Annotated in this window: 19 protein-coding genes; 12 read left to right on the top strand and 7 right to left on the bottom strand. The window is 62.0% G+C overall.

What is annotated here, in order from left to right; translation table 11 throughout:
- Window positions 1-135: 135 nt before the first annotated feature.
- Window positions 136-1,425: a citrate synthase gene (gltA, locus tag GA0004734_RS10740; RefSeq protein ID WP_092936179.1), complete on the top strand. Its 1,290-nt coding sequence runs from the start codon at window positions 136-138 to the stop codon at window positions 1,423-1,425.
- Between the two features lie 155 nt (window positions 1,426-1,580).
- Here gltA and GA0004734_RS10735 read toward each other — a convergent pair whose 3' ends face one another.
- Window positions 1,581-3,476 carry a L,D-transpeptidase family protein gene (locus tag GA0004734_RS10735; protein WP_092933588.1) on the bottom strand — a complete coding sequence of 632 codons (1,896 nt, stop codon included), beginning with the start codon at window positions 3,474-3,476 and terminating at the stop codon, window positions 1,581-1,583.
- 508 nt (window positions 3,477-3,984) lie between these two features.
- Between GA0004734_RS10735 and fumC the strand changes: the two genes are divergently transcribed.
- Together fumC and GA0004734_RS10725 are read left to right on the top strand one after the other, a co-directional pair.
- The gene (gene fumC / locus GA0004734_RS10730) at window positions 3,985-5,376 is read left to right on the top strand and encodes a class II fumarate hydratase (protein ID WP_092933586.1); all 1,392 of its coding nucleotides are present in this window, start codon (window positions 3,985-3,987) and stop codon (window positions 5,374-5,376) included.
- Between the two features lie 313 nt (window positions 5,377-5,689).
- Window positions 5,690-6,760 carry a GGDEF domain-containing protein gene (locus tag GA0004734_RS10725; protein ID WP_092933584.1) on the top strand — a complete coding sequence of 357 codons (1,071 nt, stop codon included), beginning with the start codon at window positions 5,690-5,692 and terminating at the stop codon, window positions 6,758-6,760.
- A gap of 49 nt (window positions 6,761-6,809) precedes the next feature.
- Here GA0004734_RS10725 and GA0004734_RS10720 read toward each other — a convergent pair whose 3' ends face one another.
- The 3 genes from GA0004734_RS10720 to GA0004734_RS10710 are packed head-to-tail and all read right to left on the bottom strand — an operon-like array spanning window position 6,810 to window position 9,008.
- Window positions 6,810-7,388, bottom strand: coding sequence for a nucleoside 2-deoxyribosyltransferase (locus tag GA0004734_RS10720; RefSeq protein WP_092933582.1), 579 nt, complete (start codon window positions 7,386-7,388; stop codon window positions 6,810-6,812).
- A 34-nt stretch (window positions 7,389-7,422) separates the two neighbouring features.
- Window positions 7,423-8,568: a low temperature requirement protein A gene (locus tag GA0004734_RS10715; RefSeq protein WP_092936177.1), complete on the bottom strand. Its 1,146-nt coding sequence runs from the start codon at window positions 8,566-8,568 to the stop codon at window positions 7,423-7,425.
- A gap of 38 nt (window positions 8,569-8,606) precedes the next feature.
- On the bottom strand, window positions 8,607-9,008 hold the full coding sequence (locus GA0004734_RS10710; RefSeq protein ID WP_092933580.1) for a gamma-butyrobetaine hydroxylase-like domain-containing protein: 402 nt from the start codon (window positions 9,006-9,008) through the stop codon (window positions 8,607-8,609).
- A 208-nt stretch (window positions 9,009-9,216) separates the two neighbouring features.
- Between GA0004734_RS10710 and moaA the strand changes: the two genes are divergently transcribed.
- Genes moaA through mobB form a run of 3 tightly spaced genes read left to right on the top strand, consistent with a single transcriptional unit; the run spans window position 9,217 to window position 11,481 of the window.
- Window positions 9,217-10,266, top strand: coding sequence for a GTP 3',8-cyclase MoaA (gene moaA, locus GA0004734_RS10705; protein WP_175386485.1), 1,050 nt, complete (start codon window positions 9,217-9,219; stop codon window positions 10,264-10,266).
- Between the two features lie 49 nt (window positions 10,267-10,315).
- Window positions 10,316-10,969, top strand: a complete 654-nt coding sequence (mobA, locus tag GA0004734_RS10700) for a molybdenum cofactor guanylyltransferase MobA (RefSeq protein WP_092933578.1) — start codon at window positions 10,316-10,318, stop codon at window positions 10,967-10,969.
- Window positions 10,966-11,481, top strand: coding sequence for a molybdopterin-guanine dinucleotide biosynthesis protein B (gene mobB / locus GA0004734_RS10695; protein WP_092933577.1), 516 nt, complete (start codon window positions 10,966-10,968; stop codon window positions 11,479-11,481). The genes mobA and mobB overlap by 4 nt, the downstream gene beginning before the upstream one ends.
- 9 nt (window positions 11,482-11,490) lie before the next feature.
- Here the strand turns inward: mobB and GA0004734_RS10690 are convergent, their stop codons facing one another.
- Window positions 11,491-12,225, bottom strand: a complete 735-nt coding sequence (locus tag GA0004734_RS10690; RefSeq protein WP_092933575.1) for a polysaccharide deacetylase family protein — start codon at window positions 12,223-12,225, stop codon at window positions 11,491-11,493.
- A 122-nt stretch (window positions 12,226-12,347) separates the two neighbouring features.
- Window positions 12,348-14,528: an OmpA family protein gene (locus GA0004734_RS10685; protein ID WP_092933573.1), complete on the bottom strand. Its 2,181-nt coding sequence runs from the start codon at window positions 14,526-14,528 to the stop codon at window positions 12,348-12,350.
- A gap of 357 nt (window positions 14,529-14,885) precedes the next feature.
- Here GA0004734_RS10685 and GA0004734_RS10680 point away from each other — a divergent pair, with 357 nt between their 5' ends.
- The 6 genes from GA0004734_RS10680 to GA0004734_RS10655 all read left to right on the top strand — a co-directional run bounded on the left by GA0004734_RS10680 (window position 14,886) and on the right by GA0004734_RS10655 (window position 19,744).
- Complete coding sequence (locus tag GA0004734_RS10680; RefSeq protein WP_092933571.1) at window positions 14,886-15,668, top strand: ABC transporter substrate-binding protein; 783 nt, start codon at window positions 14,886-14,888, stop codon at window positions 15,666-15,668.
- Between the two features lie 120 nt (window positions 15,669-15,788).
- Window positions 15,789-16,592 (top strand): ABC transporter permease, encoded by an 804-nt coding sequence (locus GA0004734_RS10675; protein ID WP_092936174.1) that lies wholly within the window; start codon window positions 15,789-15,791, stop codon window positions 16,590-16,592.
- Between the two features lie 53 nt (window positions 16,593-16,645).
- Entirely contained in the window at window positions 16,646-17,506 is an 861-nt protein-coding gene (locus tag GA0004734_RS10670) for an ABC transporter permease (RefSeq protein WP_092936172.1), read from the top strand.
- 149 nt (window positions 17,507-17,655) lie between these two features.
- Window positions 17,656-17,922: an usg protein gene (locus tag GA0004734_RS10665; protein ID WP_092933569.1), complete on the top strand. Its 267-nt coding sequence runs from the start codon at window positions 17,656-17,658 to the stop codon at window positions 17,920-17,922.
- Between the two features lie 84 nt (window positions 17,923-18,006).
- On the top strand, window positions 18,007-18,831 hold the full coding sequence (locus GA0004734_RS10660; RefSeq protein WP_092933567.1) for a methyltransferase domain-containing protein: 825 nt from the start codon (window positions 18,007-18,009) through the stop codon (window positions 18,829-18,831).
- Between the two features lie 40 nt (window positions 18,832-18,871).
- Window positions 18,872-19,744: an NAD(P)-dependent oxidoreductase gene (locus tag GA0004734_RS10655; protein WP_092933565.1), complete on the top strand. Its 873-nt coding sequence runs from the start codon at window positions 18,872-18,874 to the stop codon at window positions 19,742-19,744.
- Window positions 19,745-19,784: 40 nt separating this feature from the next.
- Here the strand turns inward: GA0004734_RS10655 and GA0004734_RS10650 are convergent, their stop codons facing one another.
- Window positions 19,785-20,273: an Lrp/AsnC family transcriptional regulator gene (locus GA0004734_RS10650; protein WP_062596499.1), complete on the bottom strand. Its 489-nt coding sequence runs from the start codon at window positions 20,271-20,273 to the stop codon at window positions 19,785-19,787.
- Window positions 20,274-20,312 lie beyond the last annotated feature (39 nt).

The raw sequence follows: 20,312 nt of genomic DNA, 5'->3' as shown, positions 1-20,312 counted from the left end.
AGATGTTTATGCTGCATCGCAAAAGGTAAGCCCCCGAGCGCTTGGCAGGGGGTATCAAATGCGGTAGCACTGAGGCAACAACGATGAATTGCGGCACGCTTTCGTGCCGTTTCGGTGCAAATGGAGGATCGCTATATGGCAGGCAAAAGCGCAACGGTGACGGTCAACGATAAATCGGTCGAGCTGCCGGTGCGGTCCGGGTCCATCGGCCCAGAGGTCGTCGATATCGGCACGCTCTACAAGCAGACGGGCCAGTTCACCTACGATCCGGGATTCACATCGACCGCGTCCTGCGAGTCCAAGATTACCTATATCGACGGTGACGAAGGCATTCTTCTCCACCGCGGCTTTCCCATCGAGCAGCTCGCCGAACAGGGCGATTTCCTCGAGGTCTGCTATCTTCTTCTCTACGGCGAACTGCCGACCAAGACGCAGAAGATCGACTTCGATCACCGCGTCACGCACCACACGATGGTGCACGAGCAGATGTCGCGCTTCTTCACCGGCTTCCGCCGCGATGCCCACCCGATGGCCGTCATGTGCGGCTGTGTCGGCGCGCTCTCGGCGTTCTACCACGACTCGACGGATATCACCGATCCGCATCAGCGCATGGTCGCAAGCCTGCGCATGATCGCGAAGATGCCGACGCTTGCCGCCATGGCCTACAAGTACCATATCGGCCAGCCCTTCGTTTACCCGAAGAACGACCTCGATTACGCATCGAACTTCCTTCACATGTGCTTTGCGGTTCCGTGTGAAGAGTACAAGGTCAACCCGGTGCTCGCACGCGCCATGGACCGGATCTTCATCCTCCATGCCGACCACGAGCAGAACGCATCGACCTCAACGGTCCGTCTCGCCGGTTCCTCCGGCGCAAACCCCTTCGCCTGTATCGCGGCCGGCATTGCCTGCCTCTGGGGTCCGGCGCACGGTGGCGCCAACGAAGCGGCTCTCAACATGCTGGCGGAAATCGGCACGGTCGATCGCATTCCGGAATATGTCGCCAAGGCCAAGGACAAGAACGATCCGTTCCGTTTGATGGGTTTCGGTCACCGCGTCTACAAGAACTACGATCCACGCGCCAAGATCATGCAGAAGACCACGCATGAAGTGCTGGCCGAGCTCGGCCACAAGGACGACCCGCTTCTGCAGGTCGCCATGGAACTCGAGCGCATCGCGCTGACCGATCCCTACTTCATCGAGAAGAAGCTCTACCCGAATATCGACTTCTACTCGGGTATCACGCTGAAGGCGCTTGGCTTCCCCACGACCATGTTCACCGTGCTGTTCGCTTTGGCCCGCACCGTCGGCTGGATCGCGCAGTGGAACGAAATGATCGAGGATCCGGAACAGCGCATCGGCCGTCCGCGTCAGCTCTATGTCGGCGAACCGAAGCGCGATTACATCCCGGTCTCCAAGCGCTGACATTCAACATTTCGTTGAAAGACAAGCCGCGGGTGCACAGCCCGCGGCTTTTTCGTTTCCGCCTTCGGATGAGGATTCGCGCACACGAAAAAGCCGGCCCGTTCAACGGGCCGACTCAGATAAGAGTTCACAGAGGGCTGGCGCGATACGAAGGCTTAGCCTTCGATGCGGCGGACCTGGCGTGTCGCGTCGAACGCGCGGTTCATGTACATGTCGCGATCGTAGACATCGTCGAAATAGGCGATGCGTCCATCCTTGTCCGGCCACGCCGTGAAGTAGGCGACGTAAACGGGAATGCGACCCGGAACCGAGACGCCCTTGTTGCGGCCGCCAGCGATCTGCTTGGCGACATCGTCCACCGTCGTTCCGAGCACGGCAGCGGCCATGCGGCGAGGGTCGGCGAGCCGGACGCAGCCGTGGCTGAGCGCCCGCATGTCCTTCTTGAAGAAGCTCTTGGACGGCGTGTCGTGCATGTAGATCGCATGCGCATTGGGGAACAGGATCTTCAGTTCGCCCAGCGCATTGTCATCGGACGGCGGCTGGCGCACGGAGACGCCCCTGGTGGAGCCGTACCAATCGACGTCGTAGGACGACACGGCGCGGCCGGCGACTTCCACCTGATAGCCCAGACGGTCGAGATAGCCCGGATCGCTGCGCAGCTTCGGCAGCATTTCGTTGATGATGATCGACTGCGGCACGCCCCAATAGGGGTTGAACTCGACGGTCTGGATCTCATCCTCGAAGAAGTACGTCTGGTTCGTTTTCGAACCGACGACGACGCGCATATTGAACTGCTCGACGCCGGCATCATGATAGGACGCCGTGAAGGCCGGCTGGTTGATGAAGACGTAGCGGCTGCCGAGGTCGGCGGGAAGCCAGCGGGCCTGCTCCATGGCGATGCGGAGCTTGGCGATCTTGTCAGCATTGCTGTCGCCGCCGCTCAGGATGCGGATCGAGGCGCGTCCGACGATGCCATCCGGCTTCAGGCCGTTTTCCTTCTGGAAACCCTCGACCAGTGCGACGAGATCCGGCGTATAGTCCTCGCTGCCCTGATAGGCGGCGAGTGCCGCGGCATGGTCCATTTTCAGCGCGTCGGAGCCCTTTACCTTGATAGCAGCGACGACGGCTGGCAAGCCGGGATCGGCGATACCCGGCTTCAGGAGTGTGCCTTCCGGTATCTCGATGCGCGGCTCGCCGTCGGCGGTCGCCTCCAGCCGCTTCAACTCATCGCGAAGGGCCTTGAATTCGGGGTTCGAAGGTGTCTGCGTTGCCAGGAAGGCAGCAACATCGTGGCTGGCGCCGATAACGCGCAGCTTGCCGGCGAGATTGACGTCCTTGCGCTTGAAATCGTGATAGCCGGAAATCGCGTTCGGATCGATGCGACCGCGAACCGTATCCTGCACATAGGTCATCACCGCCGCGCTCAGTCGGATCTCGAAGGAGACGAGGGATTTTTCGCGGGCGGCCATATCGGTCACATCCGGCATTTCCGATGGAAGCGTGACAGCGTAATCCTGCGGATCGAGGCCGATGCTGGCGGCGTCCGCCAGCACGGCCATGGCGGCACGCGCGCGGTTATTCACGCCGGCGGCGTCGATCCAGATCAGCGCATCCGTCCCGGCGTAATAGGCCTCAATCGTCTTGGCGACATCGGGAGCCGCGTAAGCGGTGACGGACGGCATGTAAGCCCTGATATCGCTGAGCGGCGTCGTTTTGCCGGTCGATACCAGATCGGGGCGGAGCGAGCCGGTGACGACCGGATCGACCAATCTGTCGGTTTCGATGCGGCGCGGGGCTTCAGCCTTGTAGGTGTAATATTTGGGACCGACGACACGGGGTGCCGGCGCTGACGACGCACTCCGCCGAGCCGGTGCGGACTGCTCCTGAGCGGGTGCCGGAGCAACCTCCGGCAGCGTCTGAAGGGTCTCTGGCGCACGGTTGCGACGGAACAGATCCATCAGCGTCATGGCGTCGGCATGACCGACGTGGAGCGTGGTCAGGGCGCACCCCGACATGAGGGTGACGATCGCTGCTGTCTTCTTCAATGTCATAGCCGAACTTTCCGTATCGCAGTGCCGCCTCATGGCGGGTGGCGCCCGATGCCGTTCATGTCACCAAGCATCCGACTTATAAGAAATGTTGGTGAATGAAAAGGAAACGCGCGCGGCGGAATCAGGCGGGTTCGTACGGAAAAAACCCGCCTCGATGAAGAGTGGAACAGGTCAAGAAACTGATAGTCCTTGCTTTTCGCCTTGTTGGTTTCACAACGCCATACGGGATTCTGGTCGGCTTGCGGCCAAGCGTTTTCGAGAGACATTCAGCCTGTGTTACAAAAGGCACAGAACGCGCCTGCGAACCCTTGTTGCCGGGACGTGTCGAGTCCTTCATCGCCCGAGATCTTTCAAACGATTGTACGGCCAGCGGCCCTCTCCTGCCTCTTTACAACCGGGCGGCTCCTGGGCCACAGAAGACCCCAGCCCGGCCGGGCCTTGTCGCGGCCGGCTCCGAGGATCTTGCAGCGCTCGACGGTGCCGCATCAGACGAAGCAGGGAAGAGACGATGACAGCCACCCGCACGGAAACAGATACATTCGGCCCGATCGAGGTCCAGAACGACCGCTATTGGGGCGCACAGGCCCAGCGTTCCCTCGGCAATTTCAAGATCGGCTGGGAAAAGCAGCCGTTGTCCATCGTACGTGCGCTCGGCATCGTCAAGCAGGCGGCGGCCAAGGCCAACATGGCGCTGGGACGACTCGACCCCGCCGTCGGCGAACCCATCATCCGCGCATCACAGGAAGTGATCGACGGCAAGCTTAACGATCACTTCCCGCTCGTCGTCTGGCAGACCGGCTCCGGCACGCAGTCGAACATGAATGCGAACGAGGTCATCTCCAACCGGGCGATCGAGCTGCTGGGGGGCGTCATGGGCTCCAAGAAGCCCGTCCATCCGAACGACCACGTCAATATGAGCCAGTCGTCCAACGACACGTTCCCCACCGCCATGCACATTGCCTGCGCGGAACGCGTGGTGCACGACCTGCTGCCGGCGCTGAAGCATCTGCACGCGGCGCTGGAAGCCAAGGTAAAAGCTTTCGACCACATCATCAAAATCGGTCGCACGCACACGCAGGACGCAACCCCGCTGACGCTCGGCCAAGAGTTCTCGGGGTATGCAGCGCAGGTGGCCTCCTCCATCAAGCGCATCGAGATGACTCTTCCCGGCCTGCAGGAACTCGCCCAGGGCGGCACGGCGGTCGGCACCGGGCTCAACGCACCGATCGGCTTTGCCGAAAAGGTCGCCGAAGAGATCGCCGCTATCACCGGCATCGCCTTCACCTCCGCACCGAACAAATTCGAAGCGCTAGCCGCGCATGATTCCATGGTATTCAGCCATGGCGCCATCAATGCCACCGCCGCCGCTCTCTTCAAGATCGCCAACGACATCCGGCTTCTCGGCTCCGGCCCGCGCTCGGGTCTCGGCGAGTTGTCGCTGCCGGAAAACGAGCCGGGCTCGTCGATCATGCCGGGCAAGGTCAATCCCACGCAGTGCGAAGCGCTGACCCAGGTCTGCGTACAGGTCTTCGGCAACCATGCGTCGCTGACCTTCGCCGGCAGCCAGGGCCATTTCGAGCTGAACGTCTACAATCCGCTGATGGCCTACAACTTTCTGCAGTCTGTCCAGCTGCTGGCGGACGCCGCCGTATCCTTCACCGACAATTGCGTCACCGGCATCGAGGCTCGCGAAGACAACATCAAGGCTGCCCTCGACCGGTCGCTCATGCTCGTTACGGCGCTCGCGCCGAAGATCGGCTACGACAATGCCGCCAAGATTGCCAAGACAGCCCACAAAAACGGAACGACACTCCGCGAGGAAGCCGTAGGCGGCGGCTATGTGACGAACGAAGAGTTCGACGCCGTGGTTCGTCCGGAAACGATGATCAGCCCTTCGTGATGTCGATCACAGCCTGATCCGCTGAAACAAAGCACGCGGCCGCTTGCGGGCGAGCGGCCGAAACAACTGCTTCAAAAGCCTCGCTGGCCTCCAGCAAGGCTTTTTTGTCCGTATACGAGAAGCCCTGGTCGTTGATGGGTTAATGAATGTTTTGAACAATCGTTAAACTTTCTCTCATCTTTTCCTCCCTAGAATAGGCCATTGCAGAACGCCTCCTCTGATCGATCGAGAGGCGCACCTGCAGCTAGGTGCGTTCGCGGAGCGACAATGACGTCGCTCCCGATGCCCGGGTCAGGAAAACAGGAGGGCGTTCGTGCAGCCTGCGACATCACCTAAGGGGCAAGCTCCGGATATTGCGGCGCAGGTCACCTTTGCGATGCGGATCATGGGCATTGCCCCGATCCCGCGCAATTACGAGCTCTATTACGAAGCCTACATCGGCTCGAACCCGCGCCTGACGAAAGAGCTGGCCGCCCTCGGCAGCAAGGCGACGCAGGAAGAACTTGACGAGATCGGCGCGCGCTACTTCGCCCATATCCATCACGCTGCCGGCGTCGAGCGCGCGCATAGCCGTCTTGCCGCGCAGTTGAACGATCTGCTGGCCCTGATGCGCGACGAGCAGTTCGCGCTCGAGAGCTACAATCGCGTTCTTGGGGAAGCCGCCGACAACATCAACAACAAAAGTGCTGCGAGCGTCGAGATCCTTCGCAGTGCGGTGACGCTGCTTTCCCGCGCAACCGAAGACACGATGAGCCAAGGCAAGGAACTGGTCGAGAACGTCTCTCTGAAATCAGTGGAGATGGATGTCATCCGGCAGGAGCTGGACGAGTATAAGCGGATCGCCAACACCGATTCCCTTACCCGTCTCGCCAACCGACGGGCCTTCGACGAGAAGCTGTCGTCGGTCTACAATTCGGATCAGATCAAGACCTATACCGGGCTTCTGATCGCCGATATCGATCACTTCAAGAAAGTCAACGACACGTTCGGCCATCCGGTCGGCGACAAGATCCTCGCAACAGTCGGCACGGTCATACGCTCGAACCTGCGCCGGGAAGCCTTCGTCGCGCGCACCGGCGGCGAAGAGTTCGCCATCATCCTCAACGACCAGACCGTCGAGGAATGCGTGCAGGTCGCCGACCGCATCCGCACGGCGCTGGCCAACACGCCGTTCAAGAATTCGAAGACGGGCGTGAACTACGGTCCGATCACGCTTTCCATCGGCGTCTGCCAGGCCTCCCTCGCGGAAGACCCCGTTGATCTCTACAACAAGGCCGACGTAGCACTCTACTGCGCCAAGAATGCCGGGCGCAACCGGACCATGCTGTTCGAGGACGGCATGAAGAAGGACACCGGCCGCAACTGGCTTCTCTATCGCCGTTAGAGCGCCACGCGTCATTCCTGACGCGCTAAGATCGATCGAGGATCGATGGTCAGGCCGTCGTGCCCTGCTGCTCGGCGAGTAGGCGAAGGCATTCCTCGAAGGCGGCAAGGTCCGTGTAGAGAGCATCGGCCGCCGCATTTCCCACCACCAGCGCGCCACCGCGCGCGGCGATGCCGCCATCCAGCATCAAATTGTCGGCCATGTCGAAGTTCTCGATGGAGATGCCGTCAGGCCCACGATGCCGGCCATCTGTCGTCTCGCGAATCTCGCCGCCATAATAGGCCGAGCAACGGTCGTAGTGGGATCGGGCGATGTTCGTGTAGGCATAGACAAGCTTGCCCTGCGCGCACATGAAACCGACCTCGAAGGCAGTGCCGACGTCGGCGGCAACGCCGCGGAACGGGGTGAGGTTGGCGATAACAGCATCGGCCGCGCGCATCATCCCTTCATTGATCTGGCTGATCGCGAGACCCATGCCGAACTTCGTTTCGGCAGGGGGAATGGCGAGATCGCCCGGGCTCAGAGGCTCGAATCCTGCAGCCCTCGCCCGATCCGCCTTGAGATCAAGGATCTTCCGCGCGTTGGGGAGGAAGACTTCGGGACCGGCGAGGTAGACTTTGAGAGGCATTGTTCTTCCAGTTACAGATGGGTTCGATGTGGGTTCAACGCACGGATTTCAGCGTCAGGTATTCCCAGACGGCGACGATGACGAGAATGACGAAGGAGATGATCAGGAGGACATGCGGCTCGACCACGAAAGCAAGTGGTGCCGCGAGCACAAACAGTCCGATGCCCGCGAAATGCGAGACCGACAGGCGCGGCGCGACGGAACTCTTGATCCAGACATTGCCGGCCAGGAACACGATGGGGCCGCCGATGATGGCGCTGGCCGTCTTCAGGTCGATCGCGCCATGGGGATGGGCGAGCACGAACTCATCGGCAACGGCACAGAGAATGATGCCTGTGACCACCGGGATATGGGCGTAGGTGAAGATGGTGCGCGCGACTTCGCCGGGCGACTCATCGCTCTCGATCTGCGCAGCCGCCCGCTCCTGCCCGAACCGGAAATAGATCCACCACATCGTGACTGTCGACCCGAAGCTGCTGACGGCAAGAACGAACACGAGCGGCGTCACCTCCATTTCGGCAAGCGTGCGGCCCGTCACGAGAATCGTTTCGCCGAGGCAGATCAGCACGAACAGAGCGCAGCGCTCGGCCATGTGTGCGCCAAGCACATCCCAATCGTCGAATTCGGAACGACCCAATCCGGGCACACGGAAGCCGACGGCAGGCGAGACATATTCGATGGTGAGCGCGGCGATCCAGATGAACAGTTGTGCTTCGCCGCCGATCAGCGCGCCCGCGATCCAGAAAACGCCGGAGAGGACGAGCCAGCAGGTGATACGCAGGAAATCGCGCGCGTTATCAGGGCTGTGCCCGTGCATCGCATAGACCGTGAACAGCGACCGGCCAACTTGCATGGCGACATAGGAGATGGCGAACAGCAACGCCTTGTCGCCAAAGGCGTCGTTGATCGCAGTCGATAGCAGCAGGGCGCCGAACATCAGGGCGAACAGCATGGCGCGAACCGGCATTCGATCCGGATCGAGCCAGTTCGTGACCCAGGTGGTGAAGATCCAGACCCACCAGACAGCGAGAATCATCAAGAGCGCTTCGAGCGCGCCCATGAGGGAGTAATGACCGGCAAGCGTGTGCGATAACTGGATCAGAGAGAAGACGAAGACAAGATCGAAGAACAGCTCGGGAAAAGCGACCTTGTCGTCCTCTCCCTCACGACGCTCGCGCATCCAGCCGGCCCGATCCCGAAGCGACTGGAACAACGTGCTCATCGCGCCGCGCCCTCACTCGTACCCTGCCCGCTGCGAACAGGGCCGCGGTCGAGGCCCTTGGCACGCAATTCCTGTTCGTAAGCCGCGAAGGGCGTGGCACCGTCGATGCTGAGTTCCCGCAGGTAGGCCCAGGTGAAGATGCCGGTGTCGTGGCCATCGTCGAAAGCGATCCGCACGGCGTAGTTTCCCGTCGGCGTCATCGCGGCAATGGCGACGTTGCGCTTGCCGGGCACGGTGACCTTCTGGCCTGGACCATGCCCCTGGACTTCCGCCGATGGCGAAAGCACGCGCAGCATCTCGGCGGGAAGGACGCCGGCGACCCCGTCATTGAAGGTCACGGTCAGCGTCCTCCGGTCCTTGGAGACACGCAATTCCTTCGGCCAGATCTCGCTCGTCATGTCCGTCCCTCCGCGCCCGTTACGCCCGTGCGTCAGCCACCGCTTGATTTTTCAGAGACCTAGCGCAGTTTCCCTCTCAAGGAAACTGACACAGCCCGCATTGGATGGCCTCATTGCAGGCCGCCGACCACAGCCGGCCTTGACGGGTGTCGTCCCAGGCACGATGTTTGTGGGCAGGACGACGGAGACGCTTGTGAACACCATCATTATCGACAGACGCCCGATCGACAAGCGCGGAGCCATGGCGCTCGCGAACTCCACCGCGCCGATGATCGATCCGTTCGGCCGGGCGGTCACTTACCTTCGTGTCTCCGTCACCGACCGCTGCGATTTCCGCTGCACCTATTGCATGGCGGAGAACATGAACTTCCTGCCGAAGAAGGATCTCCTGACGCTGGAAGAGTTGGAACGCATCTGTTCCGCCTTCATCGAAAAGGGCGTGCGCAAACTGCGGCTGACCGGCGGTGAGCCTCTGGTGCGCAAGAACATCATGCATCTCGTGCGGGCGCTGGGCAAAAAGATCGAAGAGGGAACGCTGGACGAGTTGACCCTGACCACCAACGGCTCGCAGCTCGCGCGCTATGCACAGGAACTGGCAGACGCCGGCGTGAAGCGCATCAACGTGTCAATGGATACGCTCGACCCGGTGAAGTTCAAGGAGATCACCCGCTGGGGGGATCTGTCAAAAGTGCTCGAAGGCATCGATGCCGCGCAGGCGGCAGGCATCCACGTGAAGATCAATGCTGTCGCTCTTAAGGGCTTCAACGATCTTGAGATCCCCGACATGATTCGCTGGGCGCACGGCCGCGGCATGGACCTGACGCTGATCGAGACGATGCCGATGGGAGAGATCGAGGAGGACCGGACGGATCGGTACATGCCGCTGTCCGAGATGCGCGACCGGCTGGCGAAGATCTTCAGCCTGACCGACAACGCTTATGCCACGGGCGGCCCGGCGCGTTATATGACGGTCGCGGAAACCGGCGGGCGGCTCGGCCTCATCACGCCGATGACGCATAATTTCTGCGAAAGCTGCAATCGGGTGCGGCTGACCTGCACGGGCACGCTCTACATGTGCCTCGGGCAGAACGATGCCGCGGATCTTCGGGCCGCCGTTCGCGCATCCCCGGAAGACGCTCTTCTGTCGCAGGTGATCGATGAGGCGATCGGGCGCAAGCCGAAAGGCCACGACTTCATCATCGACCGCACGCAGAACCGTCCGGCCGTCGCGCGGCACATGAGCGTGACGGGCGGCTGACGTGACCGATCCTGCTCGTGCACACGATGACTATTGAGTCTTCCGATCCATGACATCTCCGGCGGCAGATGTACCGCGAACCATCCTCGGCGTCGTGCTCGCTGGCGGTCTGTCGCGCCGCATGGGGCGCGACAAGGCCGCCCTGCGCCTTGGCGGCATACCGCTCGCCATACGCGCCCTTGAGCGGCTGCGGCCGCAGGTGACCGCTCTCGCCTTCAACGGTGCTCCTGCTTTCCCGGGACTGGCCCCGGATATCGAAACCATCCCCGATGCGATGCCGGGGGTGTTCGGTCCGCTTGCGGGCATTCTCGCCGGACTGCGCTTGGCGCAATCTCGCGATATCCCGCTTGTCGCCAGCGTTCCCGTGGATGCTCCATTTTTCCCGTGTGCGTTCGTACGCCGACTTCTGAGCGCTCTCCAAGAGACGAACACCGTGATCGCCGTGGCGGCATCCAGGGATACCCTGCATCCCGTCTTCGCACTCTGGTCCTCTTCGCTTGCCGACGATCTCGAGCGTTTCATCGCAGCGGATGCCAAGCGACGGGTCCGCGGCTTCATCGAGCAGCATCCACATGTCGTCGTTGATTTCACAGAGACGAGCGACGCCTGCGAAGATATTGATCCCTTCACGAACATGAACAGGCCGGGGGATGTCGAGATGATCGAGCGGATGCTTTTCGGCGCGGGTACCATAAAACCATGACCGCACCGAAGATCTTCGGCATTGCCGGCTGGAAGAATTCCGGGAAGACCGGGCTTGCCGTCAGGCTGGTGACGGAACTTACGGCGCGGGGTTACAGGGTTTCCACCGTGAAGCATGCGCACCACGATTTCGACATCGACAAAATTGGCGCCGACAGCTGGCGGCATCGCGAGGCCGGGGCGCATGAGGTGACGATCGTTTCAGGCACCCGCTTTGCCATCATGCATGAGCTTCGCGGCGAGCCGGAACCGTCTTTCGAGGCCATTCTTGCGCGTCTCGCGCCTTGCGATCTCGTTCTCATAGAAGGCTACAAGCGCGAACCGATCCCGAAGATCGAGGCGCGACGGCTGGAGGCGAAGAACCGCGAGCCGTTGGCGCCCGGCGACCCGCACATCCTCGCCATCGCGGCCGATCACGCCGTTCCCGACGCAGGCCTTCCGGTGTTCGATCTTGATGATACCGGCGTCATAGCCGATTTCGTGGAGGCGACCTGCGGGCTCAAGCGGCGATGAAACGACGCGTCAGTTGACGGTCGCGTTGCTGCCTTCCTCATGGACGGCGTCGAGCCGAACGAAATCATATCCCTTCGCCTTCAAGGCGAGGATACCGGCCGCAACGCCTTCGCCGGCTGCATGTGTCGGCTGGTTGATATGCGAGATGATGACGTCGCCATCATGGGCGTTGGCGATCCGCCGCGTGGCCATTTTTGCACCCAGCAGCGATCCATCGTCGCCATTCAGCGAGTAGCCCGCGACATCGAACCCGGCCGCCCGGATCTGCGCGATCGAGGATGCTGTGTACTTCGCCGTAGCGCCGCGAAACCAGTGGGGTTGTGGTGCGCCGCTGGCGACCAACGCCTTCGCTCCGCCCATGACTTCGGCCTCGACAGCCTGCGCAGAGCCGGCTGAGACGATGCCGTAGACGGGTACCGGACGATCGATGGCCGGCACATGCATCGTACCATGGTTTTCCAACTCGAAGAGATCGGCATGCGCCAGGAAGATCGCGAATGCCTCCGGGTTCCGCGTCAGCCAGCGCTGCGTGATGAAGATCGTCGCCCGGATGCGGTTTTCGATGAGGACGGAGATGATGCGCTGGTCTGCCAGCCCCATGCAGGCGTCGAACGTCAGCGCCACGCGCGGTGTCTTGCTGCCTGCGGTAATATGCAGCTTCGGTTCCAGCAGGCCGTCGCGGGCCAAGGCCGGCGCAGCCGAGCCGAGGGCGGCGAGGAGCGGCAGGAGAAGAATTGTTTTCATGAGACGTCCAGACGAAAAGAACCCGGCGCGACGAGCACCGGGTTCTTCATCTTCATGGCCTTGAACGTGGCAAATTCTGGGCGGGCGGCCATGTCTGGCCGTCCGCCTCCCAACTCAAACCCTTACTTCTGGGCGACAGGCCGGACGAGCGGGGTAACGCGTCGAATGGTGACGCGGCGGTTTTCCTGCTCGGCTTCCGACGTGCGGACCTTGAGGAATCGCTCACCATAGCCTTGGGTAACCAGGTTTTCCGGCGGGATCTCGTAGATGTCGGTCAGAAGCGCGGCAACCGATTCGGCCCGTTCGTCGGAGAGAACGAGGTTCGACTGGTCGGAGCCGACCGCATCGGTGTGACCTTCGATCAGGAAGGTCTCGCCAGGATCCTTGTCGATCACCTCGATCATCGCGTCCGCGACCTTGCGCAGGGTCTTTGCCTGAGATGTCGGGACCTCGGCGCTACCCGTGGCGAAGGTGATGGTATCGAGATCGATACGGCGCACCTTGTCGCGGATACGGGCGGAGTTCCGGACCTCGTCCAGAGAATAGGTCCGCTCGACCCGTTCCACCGGCGGCTCGGCCAGGAAATCGTAATAGTCGCGATCCGGCTGCGTCGAGGTATCAATGATGTAGTCGCGCACCGGCACTGTCAGGCGCATGGGCGGCAGGTCCTCCCCGGCGTCATAGAGCGGCGGGCGCTTTTCGTCGCCGACGTCAGGCGCATAGACCATCAGGTACTCTTCGCCATCGCGATCGATACGCGTGCGCTGGATGACATCGCCGTAACGATTGTAGATCGTCACGACACGCATGCCATTCGGACGCTCGATGACCTCGCGGGTTCTCCCACGCGGCAGTTCCTCGTAATAGGTTTCGCGCGCATCGCGACGCAGGCGCGGACGATCGTCGCTGCGCACGACGATCTCGTCGCCGAAGTCGAGCACGGTGCGGTTGTTGCGCTGTTCCTCGATGCGTGGACGTTGACCCGTCAGCGCGTCGATGAGATCGCCGGCATCGAATTCCGGCGCCCGGTCGATGCGGCGGCCGCGTTCGTTGATGGCGGCGTTCAGCTCTTCACGATCCGGCCGGCGTTCGCGGTGGTCCGACTGCGCGTCTGCATCGGTGCGCGGCGGCGGCTGGTTGTCGCGTTCCTGGCGGACCTGTTCACGCTCGCGACGGCGGCGGTCTCGGGTGTCGTCATTACCGCGATTGTCGGCGTCCTTGTCGCTGTCGAGCACGGCGGCACCGTTCTCGACCGGCAGAACGACCGTCTCATCGCTCTTCGACGGGTCGCGCGCCAGCTTCTCGCGCTCTTCGCGCGAACGCTTGTCCACGACGTCCCGCGCGGGACGATCCCGGTTGGCGCCGTTGTCGCCCGCCTGCGCGGGATCCGTGGCGTCCGGCTCGCCGCCCGGACGTGCCGGGTCCTCTGCCTGCTGGCCCTCGGCCTCGCGCTGTTTGCGGCGCTCGGCGCGGATGCGAGCCCGCTCTTCGTCGGTCATGTCGCCGGCAGCCGGCTGACGGTCACCGGCTGCGGGCTGCTCGGCATTGTCGCCATTCTGTTGCCCGTTGAGGCGTTCCGCCTCACGCTTGCGGATGCGCTCTTCGCGCTGGCGCTTGCGTTCGGCGGCATCCGGTGCGTCGGTGTCCTGCCCTGTCTGGCGCGGCCGGGCCGCGTCGAGATCGGATGGCTTGATCTGCTCTTGCGTGTCGGCGCCGTTCTGCTTCTTCTGCTGTTCGGCCTCGCGCTGCTTGCGACGCTCTTCGCGGCTTTGGCGCGGCGCCTGCCCATCGAGGTCCGGCATCGGCTGGCCCTCGGGCTGTGCCTGCTCGCCATTCTGCTTCTGCTGCTCGGCCTCGCGCTGCTTGCGACGTTCCTCGCGGCTCGGGCGCGGCGCGTCCTCGCCGGCCGGTTGGGCATCGGGAGCCGCCTGCTCATTCTTTTGCTGCTGCTCGGCCTCGCGCTGTTTGCGACGCTCCTCGCGGCTCGGGCGGGGCGTGTCGTCGCCCGAGGGCTGGGCCTGCGGCTGCTCTTCACCCGATTGCTGCTCGGCGTCGCGCTGCTTGCGGCGCTCTTCGCGGCTCGGGCGGCCTTCGCCACTCTCGGAAGGCTCCGCCTGCTGTTGCGGCGCCGCTTCCTGCTGTCCTTCGGCAGGCCTACGCTTTCTGGGCAATTCCTCTTCCGGATCGGCCTGCGCCACCTGGAACGGCTTCATCTGCGCGTCGGCCAGGGCCGGCTGCAAGCCTATCGTCATTGTAAGCAACGGCATCGCTACCGTTGCGAAAAGCTTGGATCGAATGGTCATGGTGTCTCCTCCTGAGAGAGATCCCGTTCTTGTTCTTGTCAACCGGCACAGATGATCCGGACCGGTATACGTTTGAACGCCGCGTAACGGACGGTCGCAGCTGCGGCTGCGATCCATGGCCAGAGCGGTAGCAACAGGCGCATGAATTGGCGATGAATGCCGCGTTCACCCGGCGGACATAGGCTTTCCTCCTCTTCCCGCCAGAGCCTGTTCACGCTTTTCTCCCCGCGTGCTTTTCCTGTTGCATTTGCGAACGGGTGACGGAATATCGCAAGCGAAGCGACCGTTCACCGTCGCTTGCGAATGGCTCCGGGACACAAAGAACAAGCCGGGCCTGCGCCAACAGAGAGGATCGACATGCCTATCGCCAAACGTTTCACCATGGCTGCTGCCGCGGCCGTTTTCGCCCTGACCGCTAGCACAGCGCTCGCAGCCGGCGAGAAGATTACCATCGGCACCGAAGGCGCCTATCCGCCCTTCAACGTTCTGGAAGCCGACGGCTCGCTGACGGGCTTTGACATCGACATCGCCAAGGCACTCTGCGTGGAGATGAAAGCGGAATGCACCTTCGTCACCCAGGATTGGGATGGCGCGATTCCTGCCCTGATCGCCAAGAAGTACGACGCCTTCATCGCCTCCATGTCGATCACGGCCGAGCGCAAGCAGCAGGTGGACTTCTCGGAAAAGTACTACAACACCCCGCCGGCCATCGCCGTGCCGAAGGATAGCACCATCACCGAGGCGACCGAAGCCGGTCTCGACGGCAAGACGCTCGGCGCGCAGGGCTCCACGACCCATTCCAACTATGCCGAAGCGCATATGAAGAAGGCCGAACTGAAGCTCTACCCGACCTCCGACGAGTACAAGCTCGACATCGCCAACGGCCGTATCGACGCCGTCATCGATGACGTCGTCGTTCTCTCGGAGTGGCTGAAGACCACCGATGGCGAGTGCTGCAAGCTGCTCGGCACGCTTCCGATCGATCCTGTCATCAATGGCGAAGGCGCCGGCATCGCGCTGCGCAAGGGCGACAACGATCTGCGTGAAAAGTTCAACGCCGCGATCAAGGCCATTCGCGCCAACGGCAAGTACAAGGAAATCAACGACAAGTACTTCGCATTCGACGTCTACGGCGGCTAATTCCAGGGCTTGTTCGAAATCCTGCGGCGGGAGCTTGCCCTCCCGCCGTTTTTGTTTGACAAACGTCGACATAAGAAAGAGGCGCCCATCAAGAAGCACCTCAAGGGGACAAATCAGACGATGAGCGCAATCATGGCCGCGCTTTTTTCCGCCGCGTCGTGGCTCGGCGCCACGCTCGATCCGTGGTGCGGACCGATCGGCATTTTCCGCCTCCTCGCCGGGAACACGCTGCTTGCCTGCGGCGATGCCGGCTGGGGCGACGAGATCGGCTACGGCTTTCTCATCACCGCATCGCTGGCGATATCAACGCTGCCGGTCGGCCTCGCGCTTGGCTTTTGTGTTGCGCTGGGCAAGCAGTCGAGCGAAAAATCGCTCCGCCTGTCCTCCGATATCTACACCACCATCTTCCGTGGCCTGCCGGAACTGCTGACGCTGTTCATTGTCTATTACGGCCTGCAGATCGTGGTGCAGCAGGTTCTCGCAAGCGTCGGCTACTCCGGCCCTGTGGAGATCAATGCTTTCTTCGCGGGTATCGTCGCGCTCGGTGTCGTCTTCTCGGCCTATTGTTCCGAGGTGCTGCAATCCGCTTTCAAGGCCATTCCCAGAGGGCAATACGAAGCAGGCGACGCGCTCGGCTTCAGCCGGGGAAAGACCATGCGACTGATCGTGCTGCCACAGCTTTTCCGCATCGCCCTGCCCGGCCTCGGCAATCTCTGGATGGCGCTCTTGAAGGATACCGCCCTCGTCTCCGTCATCGGCCTGCCGGATATCCTGCGTCAGACCGGCGTTGCCGCGCGCGTGACAAAGCAGGCGTTCGAATTCTTCGGGCTCGCCTGCATCCTGTTCCTGCTGCTCGCCGCAGCATCCTCCGTGGTCTTCTCCGCACTTGAGCGCTGGGCGCGCCGTTCGGAGGTGGCCCGATGAGCGTGACACCGCCTCTTCCGCCCGCCGGCGCGCCGCCGGCGCTCGATACGGATATGCCGTCTCCCGGCGTCCGCCCGGTGCAAGCCTTCGTCTCGACGGACCTGCTTCCGCCGCAGCCTGCGCCCCGCAAAGAAGCGCGTCCCTACACTTTGTCACGTCTGTTCGGTCGCGTCCTTCTCGGCGTCTGGCTCGCGGTCTTCGTCGGCCTCGGCATGCTCATCGTCGGCGGGTTCGATCCGGAGAAATTCCAGCGTTACGGACCCGGCTACATCTCCGGCCTCGGCGTCACACTCGGTCTCGTCTCGACCTCCATCGTGCTCGGCGCGCTTCTCTCGTTGCTGGTCGCTCTCGGACGCATGTCGAAGAACAAGGTCGCGAACTGGATCGCCTACGTCTACGTCTACTTCTTCCGCGGCACGCCGCTCATCATGCAGCTCTTCCTCATCTATTACGGCCTCGGAAGTTTCCGGCCGCAATTGACGGAGATCGGACTCTGGTGGTTCTTCCGCGAGGCCTGGTATTGTGCCCTGCTGACCTTCGTACTCAACACGGCGGCCTATCAGGCGGAAATCCTGCGCGGCGCGATCGAGAGCGTGCCACGGGGCCAGCGCGAAGGTGCGGCCTCGCTCGGCCTGTCTGAGCGCGTTGCCTTCTTCAAGATCATCCTGCCGCAGGCGATGATTGTGGCGCTTCGACCCTACGGCAACGAGATCATCCTCATGATCAAGGCGTCGGCCATCGTCGCCATCGTCACCGTCTTCGACCTCATGGGCGAAACCCGCCGCGCCTTCTCCCGCACCTTCGACTATCAGACCTATCTCTGGGCCGCGATCTTCTACCTCATCATGGTCGAGGCGCTACGCAATCTGTGGGTCTGGCTCGAAAACCGACTGACCCGTCATCTCAAGCGATGAACGCAGAGAGCTGGCAGCACTCTTGATTCCTGGCTGCCAAGCGTCTGTTAAAACACAATATTCTTCGTCACGCAGCTGTCATTAAGACTTGCTTAACCATTCGGGCGCTTCATTCTAGAGACCGTCATTCAGCATAGATGAGGTTTCGCATGGCATCTGACATGGAACTGCAGCTGAAAGGGTACGGCCTCACCACGGCCGAGATCCTCTACCGAATGCCGGATCGCCAAGCGATCCTGCAGAGCTACCTCTGGCAGCATTACGACCTGGCGCCGCATTTCCCCGAAATGAAACGCTTCTTGAAATTCTGGCAGGAAACGCTCGATGGGCCGCTCCACTCAGTGCGCTACGTCCATCGCAAGCTGATATCGGCCGGCGACTGGCGCGCATTGCGAGGGGAATTCATCATCAACTGATGTCTCCATGATGCTGCTCCGCATGGGGGTTTCCGGCGGCGGATCGGGATTGCCATTCGGCAATGCCCATCCTACAAAGCACCCATGCAAAAGAAGATCGACGAAGAAGCTTTGGCCGAGGCCTATAACCGCGCTCTCGCGCTTGAAAAATCCGGCGATGTCGAGGCGGCGGTCTCTGCCTACCGGGACGTTTTGGTCCTCGATCCGGAAGATCATGGTGGCGCTGCCGTACGCATCGCCTCCATGGGACGCGGCGAGACGCCCGACAAGGCGTCGGACGCCTATGTCACGACCCTGTTCGACCAGCATGCCGATGTGTTCGAGGACGTTCTTGTGGAACAGCTCGGCTATTCCGTGCCGATGATGGTGCGCCAGCGGCTGCAGGCGCTTGGGCTTGGACCCTTCGAGAGCCTGCTCGATCTCGGCTGCGGAACCGGCCTCACCGGCGGCGCGCTGCGCGACATGGTCGAGAGCCTGACCGGCGTCGATCTCTCGGAAAACATGATCGAGATCGCCCATGAGAAGGATCTCTACGACGCGCTCTATGTCGGCGAGGCGGTGGATTTTCTCGAGGATAACGACGACGGACCGTTCGATCTCGTGACCGCGACGGATGTCCTGCCCTATCTCGGCGGCCTCGAAGCGCTGTTCTTTGCAGCAGCCGAGACTATGGAGCCGGGCGGGCTGTTCATCTTCTCGAGCGAAACCTTGCCCGACGACGTCTTCGCCGGCCGCCGTTTCATGGTCGGTCCGCACCAGCGATTCGCGCATGCGCGGGAATACGTGCTCGAACGGCTTGAGGCGACAGGATTCGATCTGGTCGATCTCACCGATATCGTCGTACGCATGGAAGACGGTGCGCCGATTGCCGGTCATCTGATCGTGGCGCGGCTGCGCAAACCGTCCTGATCCCGACGCTACAATCTATCTATCGCCTGAGGAGAGCCCCATGGCCAAAGTCGCCTTCATCGGTCTCGGTGTCATGGGATATCCCATGGCCCGTCATCTTGCCGTCAAGGGCGGCCATGACCTGACGGTCTATAACCGCACATCGGCAAAGGCCGAAACTTGGGTGTCGGAAAACGGCGGCACGTCGGCAGCGACCCCGGCCGAAGCTGCACGCGACGCGGACGTCGTGTTCTGCTGCGTCGGCAACGATGACGACCTGCGGTCGGTCACCACGGGAAAGGACGGCGCTTTCGAAACGCTTCGCGCTGGCGCGATCTTCATCGACAATACCACGGCCTCCGCTGAAGTCGCCCGGGAACTGGACGCGGCGGCGCGTGCACGTGACGCGCATTTCATCGACGCGCCGGTCTCCGGTGGGCAGGCGGGTGCGGAGAACGGTGTTCTCACCGTCATGTGCGGGGGCGACCCCGACGTGTTCGAAAGGGCGCGGCCGGTCATCGACGCCTATGCCCGCATGGTCGGCCTGATGGGACCGGCCGGCAGCGGTCAGCTGACCAAGATGGTCAACCAGATCTGCATTGCAGGCCTCGTTCAGGGGCTGGCCGAAGCCGTGCATTTCGGGAAGAGCGCCGGGCTCGACATGGAGGCCGTTGTGGAGGTGATCTCCAAGGGAGCGGCCGGTTCCTGGCAGATGGAAAACCGCCACAAGACCATGATCTCCGGCACATACGACTTCGGCTTTGCTGTGGACTGGATGCGCAAGGATCTGGAGATCGTGCTGACCGAAGCCCGTCGCAACGGCGCCAAGCTTCCAGTCACGGCGCTTGTCGATCAGTTCTACGGCGAGGTGCAGGCGATGGGCGGCAAGCGCTGGGATACCTCGTCGCTGCTGGCTCGGCTGGAGGAGAAGTAGGCGCGCCTACTTCTTCTCCCACGTCCATGTTGACGAGATGTCAGTCCTCCTGGGACTTCGCCTGCTCCAGGATCATGTAGTCGAGCGGCATCTGCGTCGTGTACTTGATCTGCTCCATGGCGAAAGCCGAGGACACGTCGCGAATCTCGATCTTGGCGATCAGACGCTTGTAGAAGGCGTCATAGGCCGCGATATCCGGCACCACCACGCGCAGCAGGTAATCGACGTCGCCGCTCATCCGGTAGAGTTCGACCACTTCGGGAAATTCTCCGACGACTTCCGAGAAGCGCCGAAGCCACTCGATCGAGTGCGCATTGGTGCGGATCGACACGAAGACGGTAACCTTGGTATTGATCTTCGCCGGATCGAGCAGCGCGACGCGGCCACGGATGACGCCTTCTTCTTCCATCTTCTGGATGCGCCGCCAGCATGGCGTCGTCGACAGCCCGACCTTTTTTGCCAGATCGGCAACGGCGAGTGTCGAATCTTCCTGCAGAAGTCGCAGGATTTTGCGATCGAGACGATCCATTTCAATAGCCCCCTTCGAATATTATTTCTTCTATAGCGT

Origin of the sequence: Rhizobium sp. 9140, from assembly GCF_900067135.1 — a bacterium.
GTDB lineage: Bacteria > Pseudomonadota > Alphaproteobacteria > Rhizobiales > Rhizobiaceae > Ferranicluibacter.
This window is presented reverse-complemented; position numbering and strand designations above follow the sequence as displayed.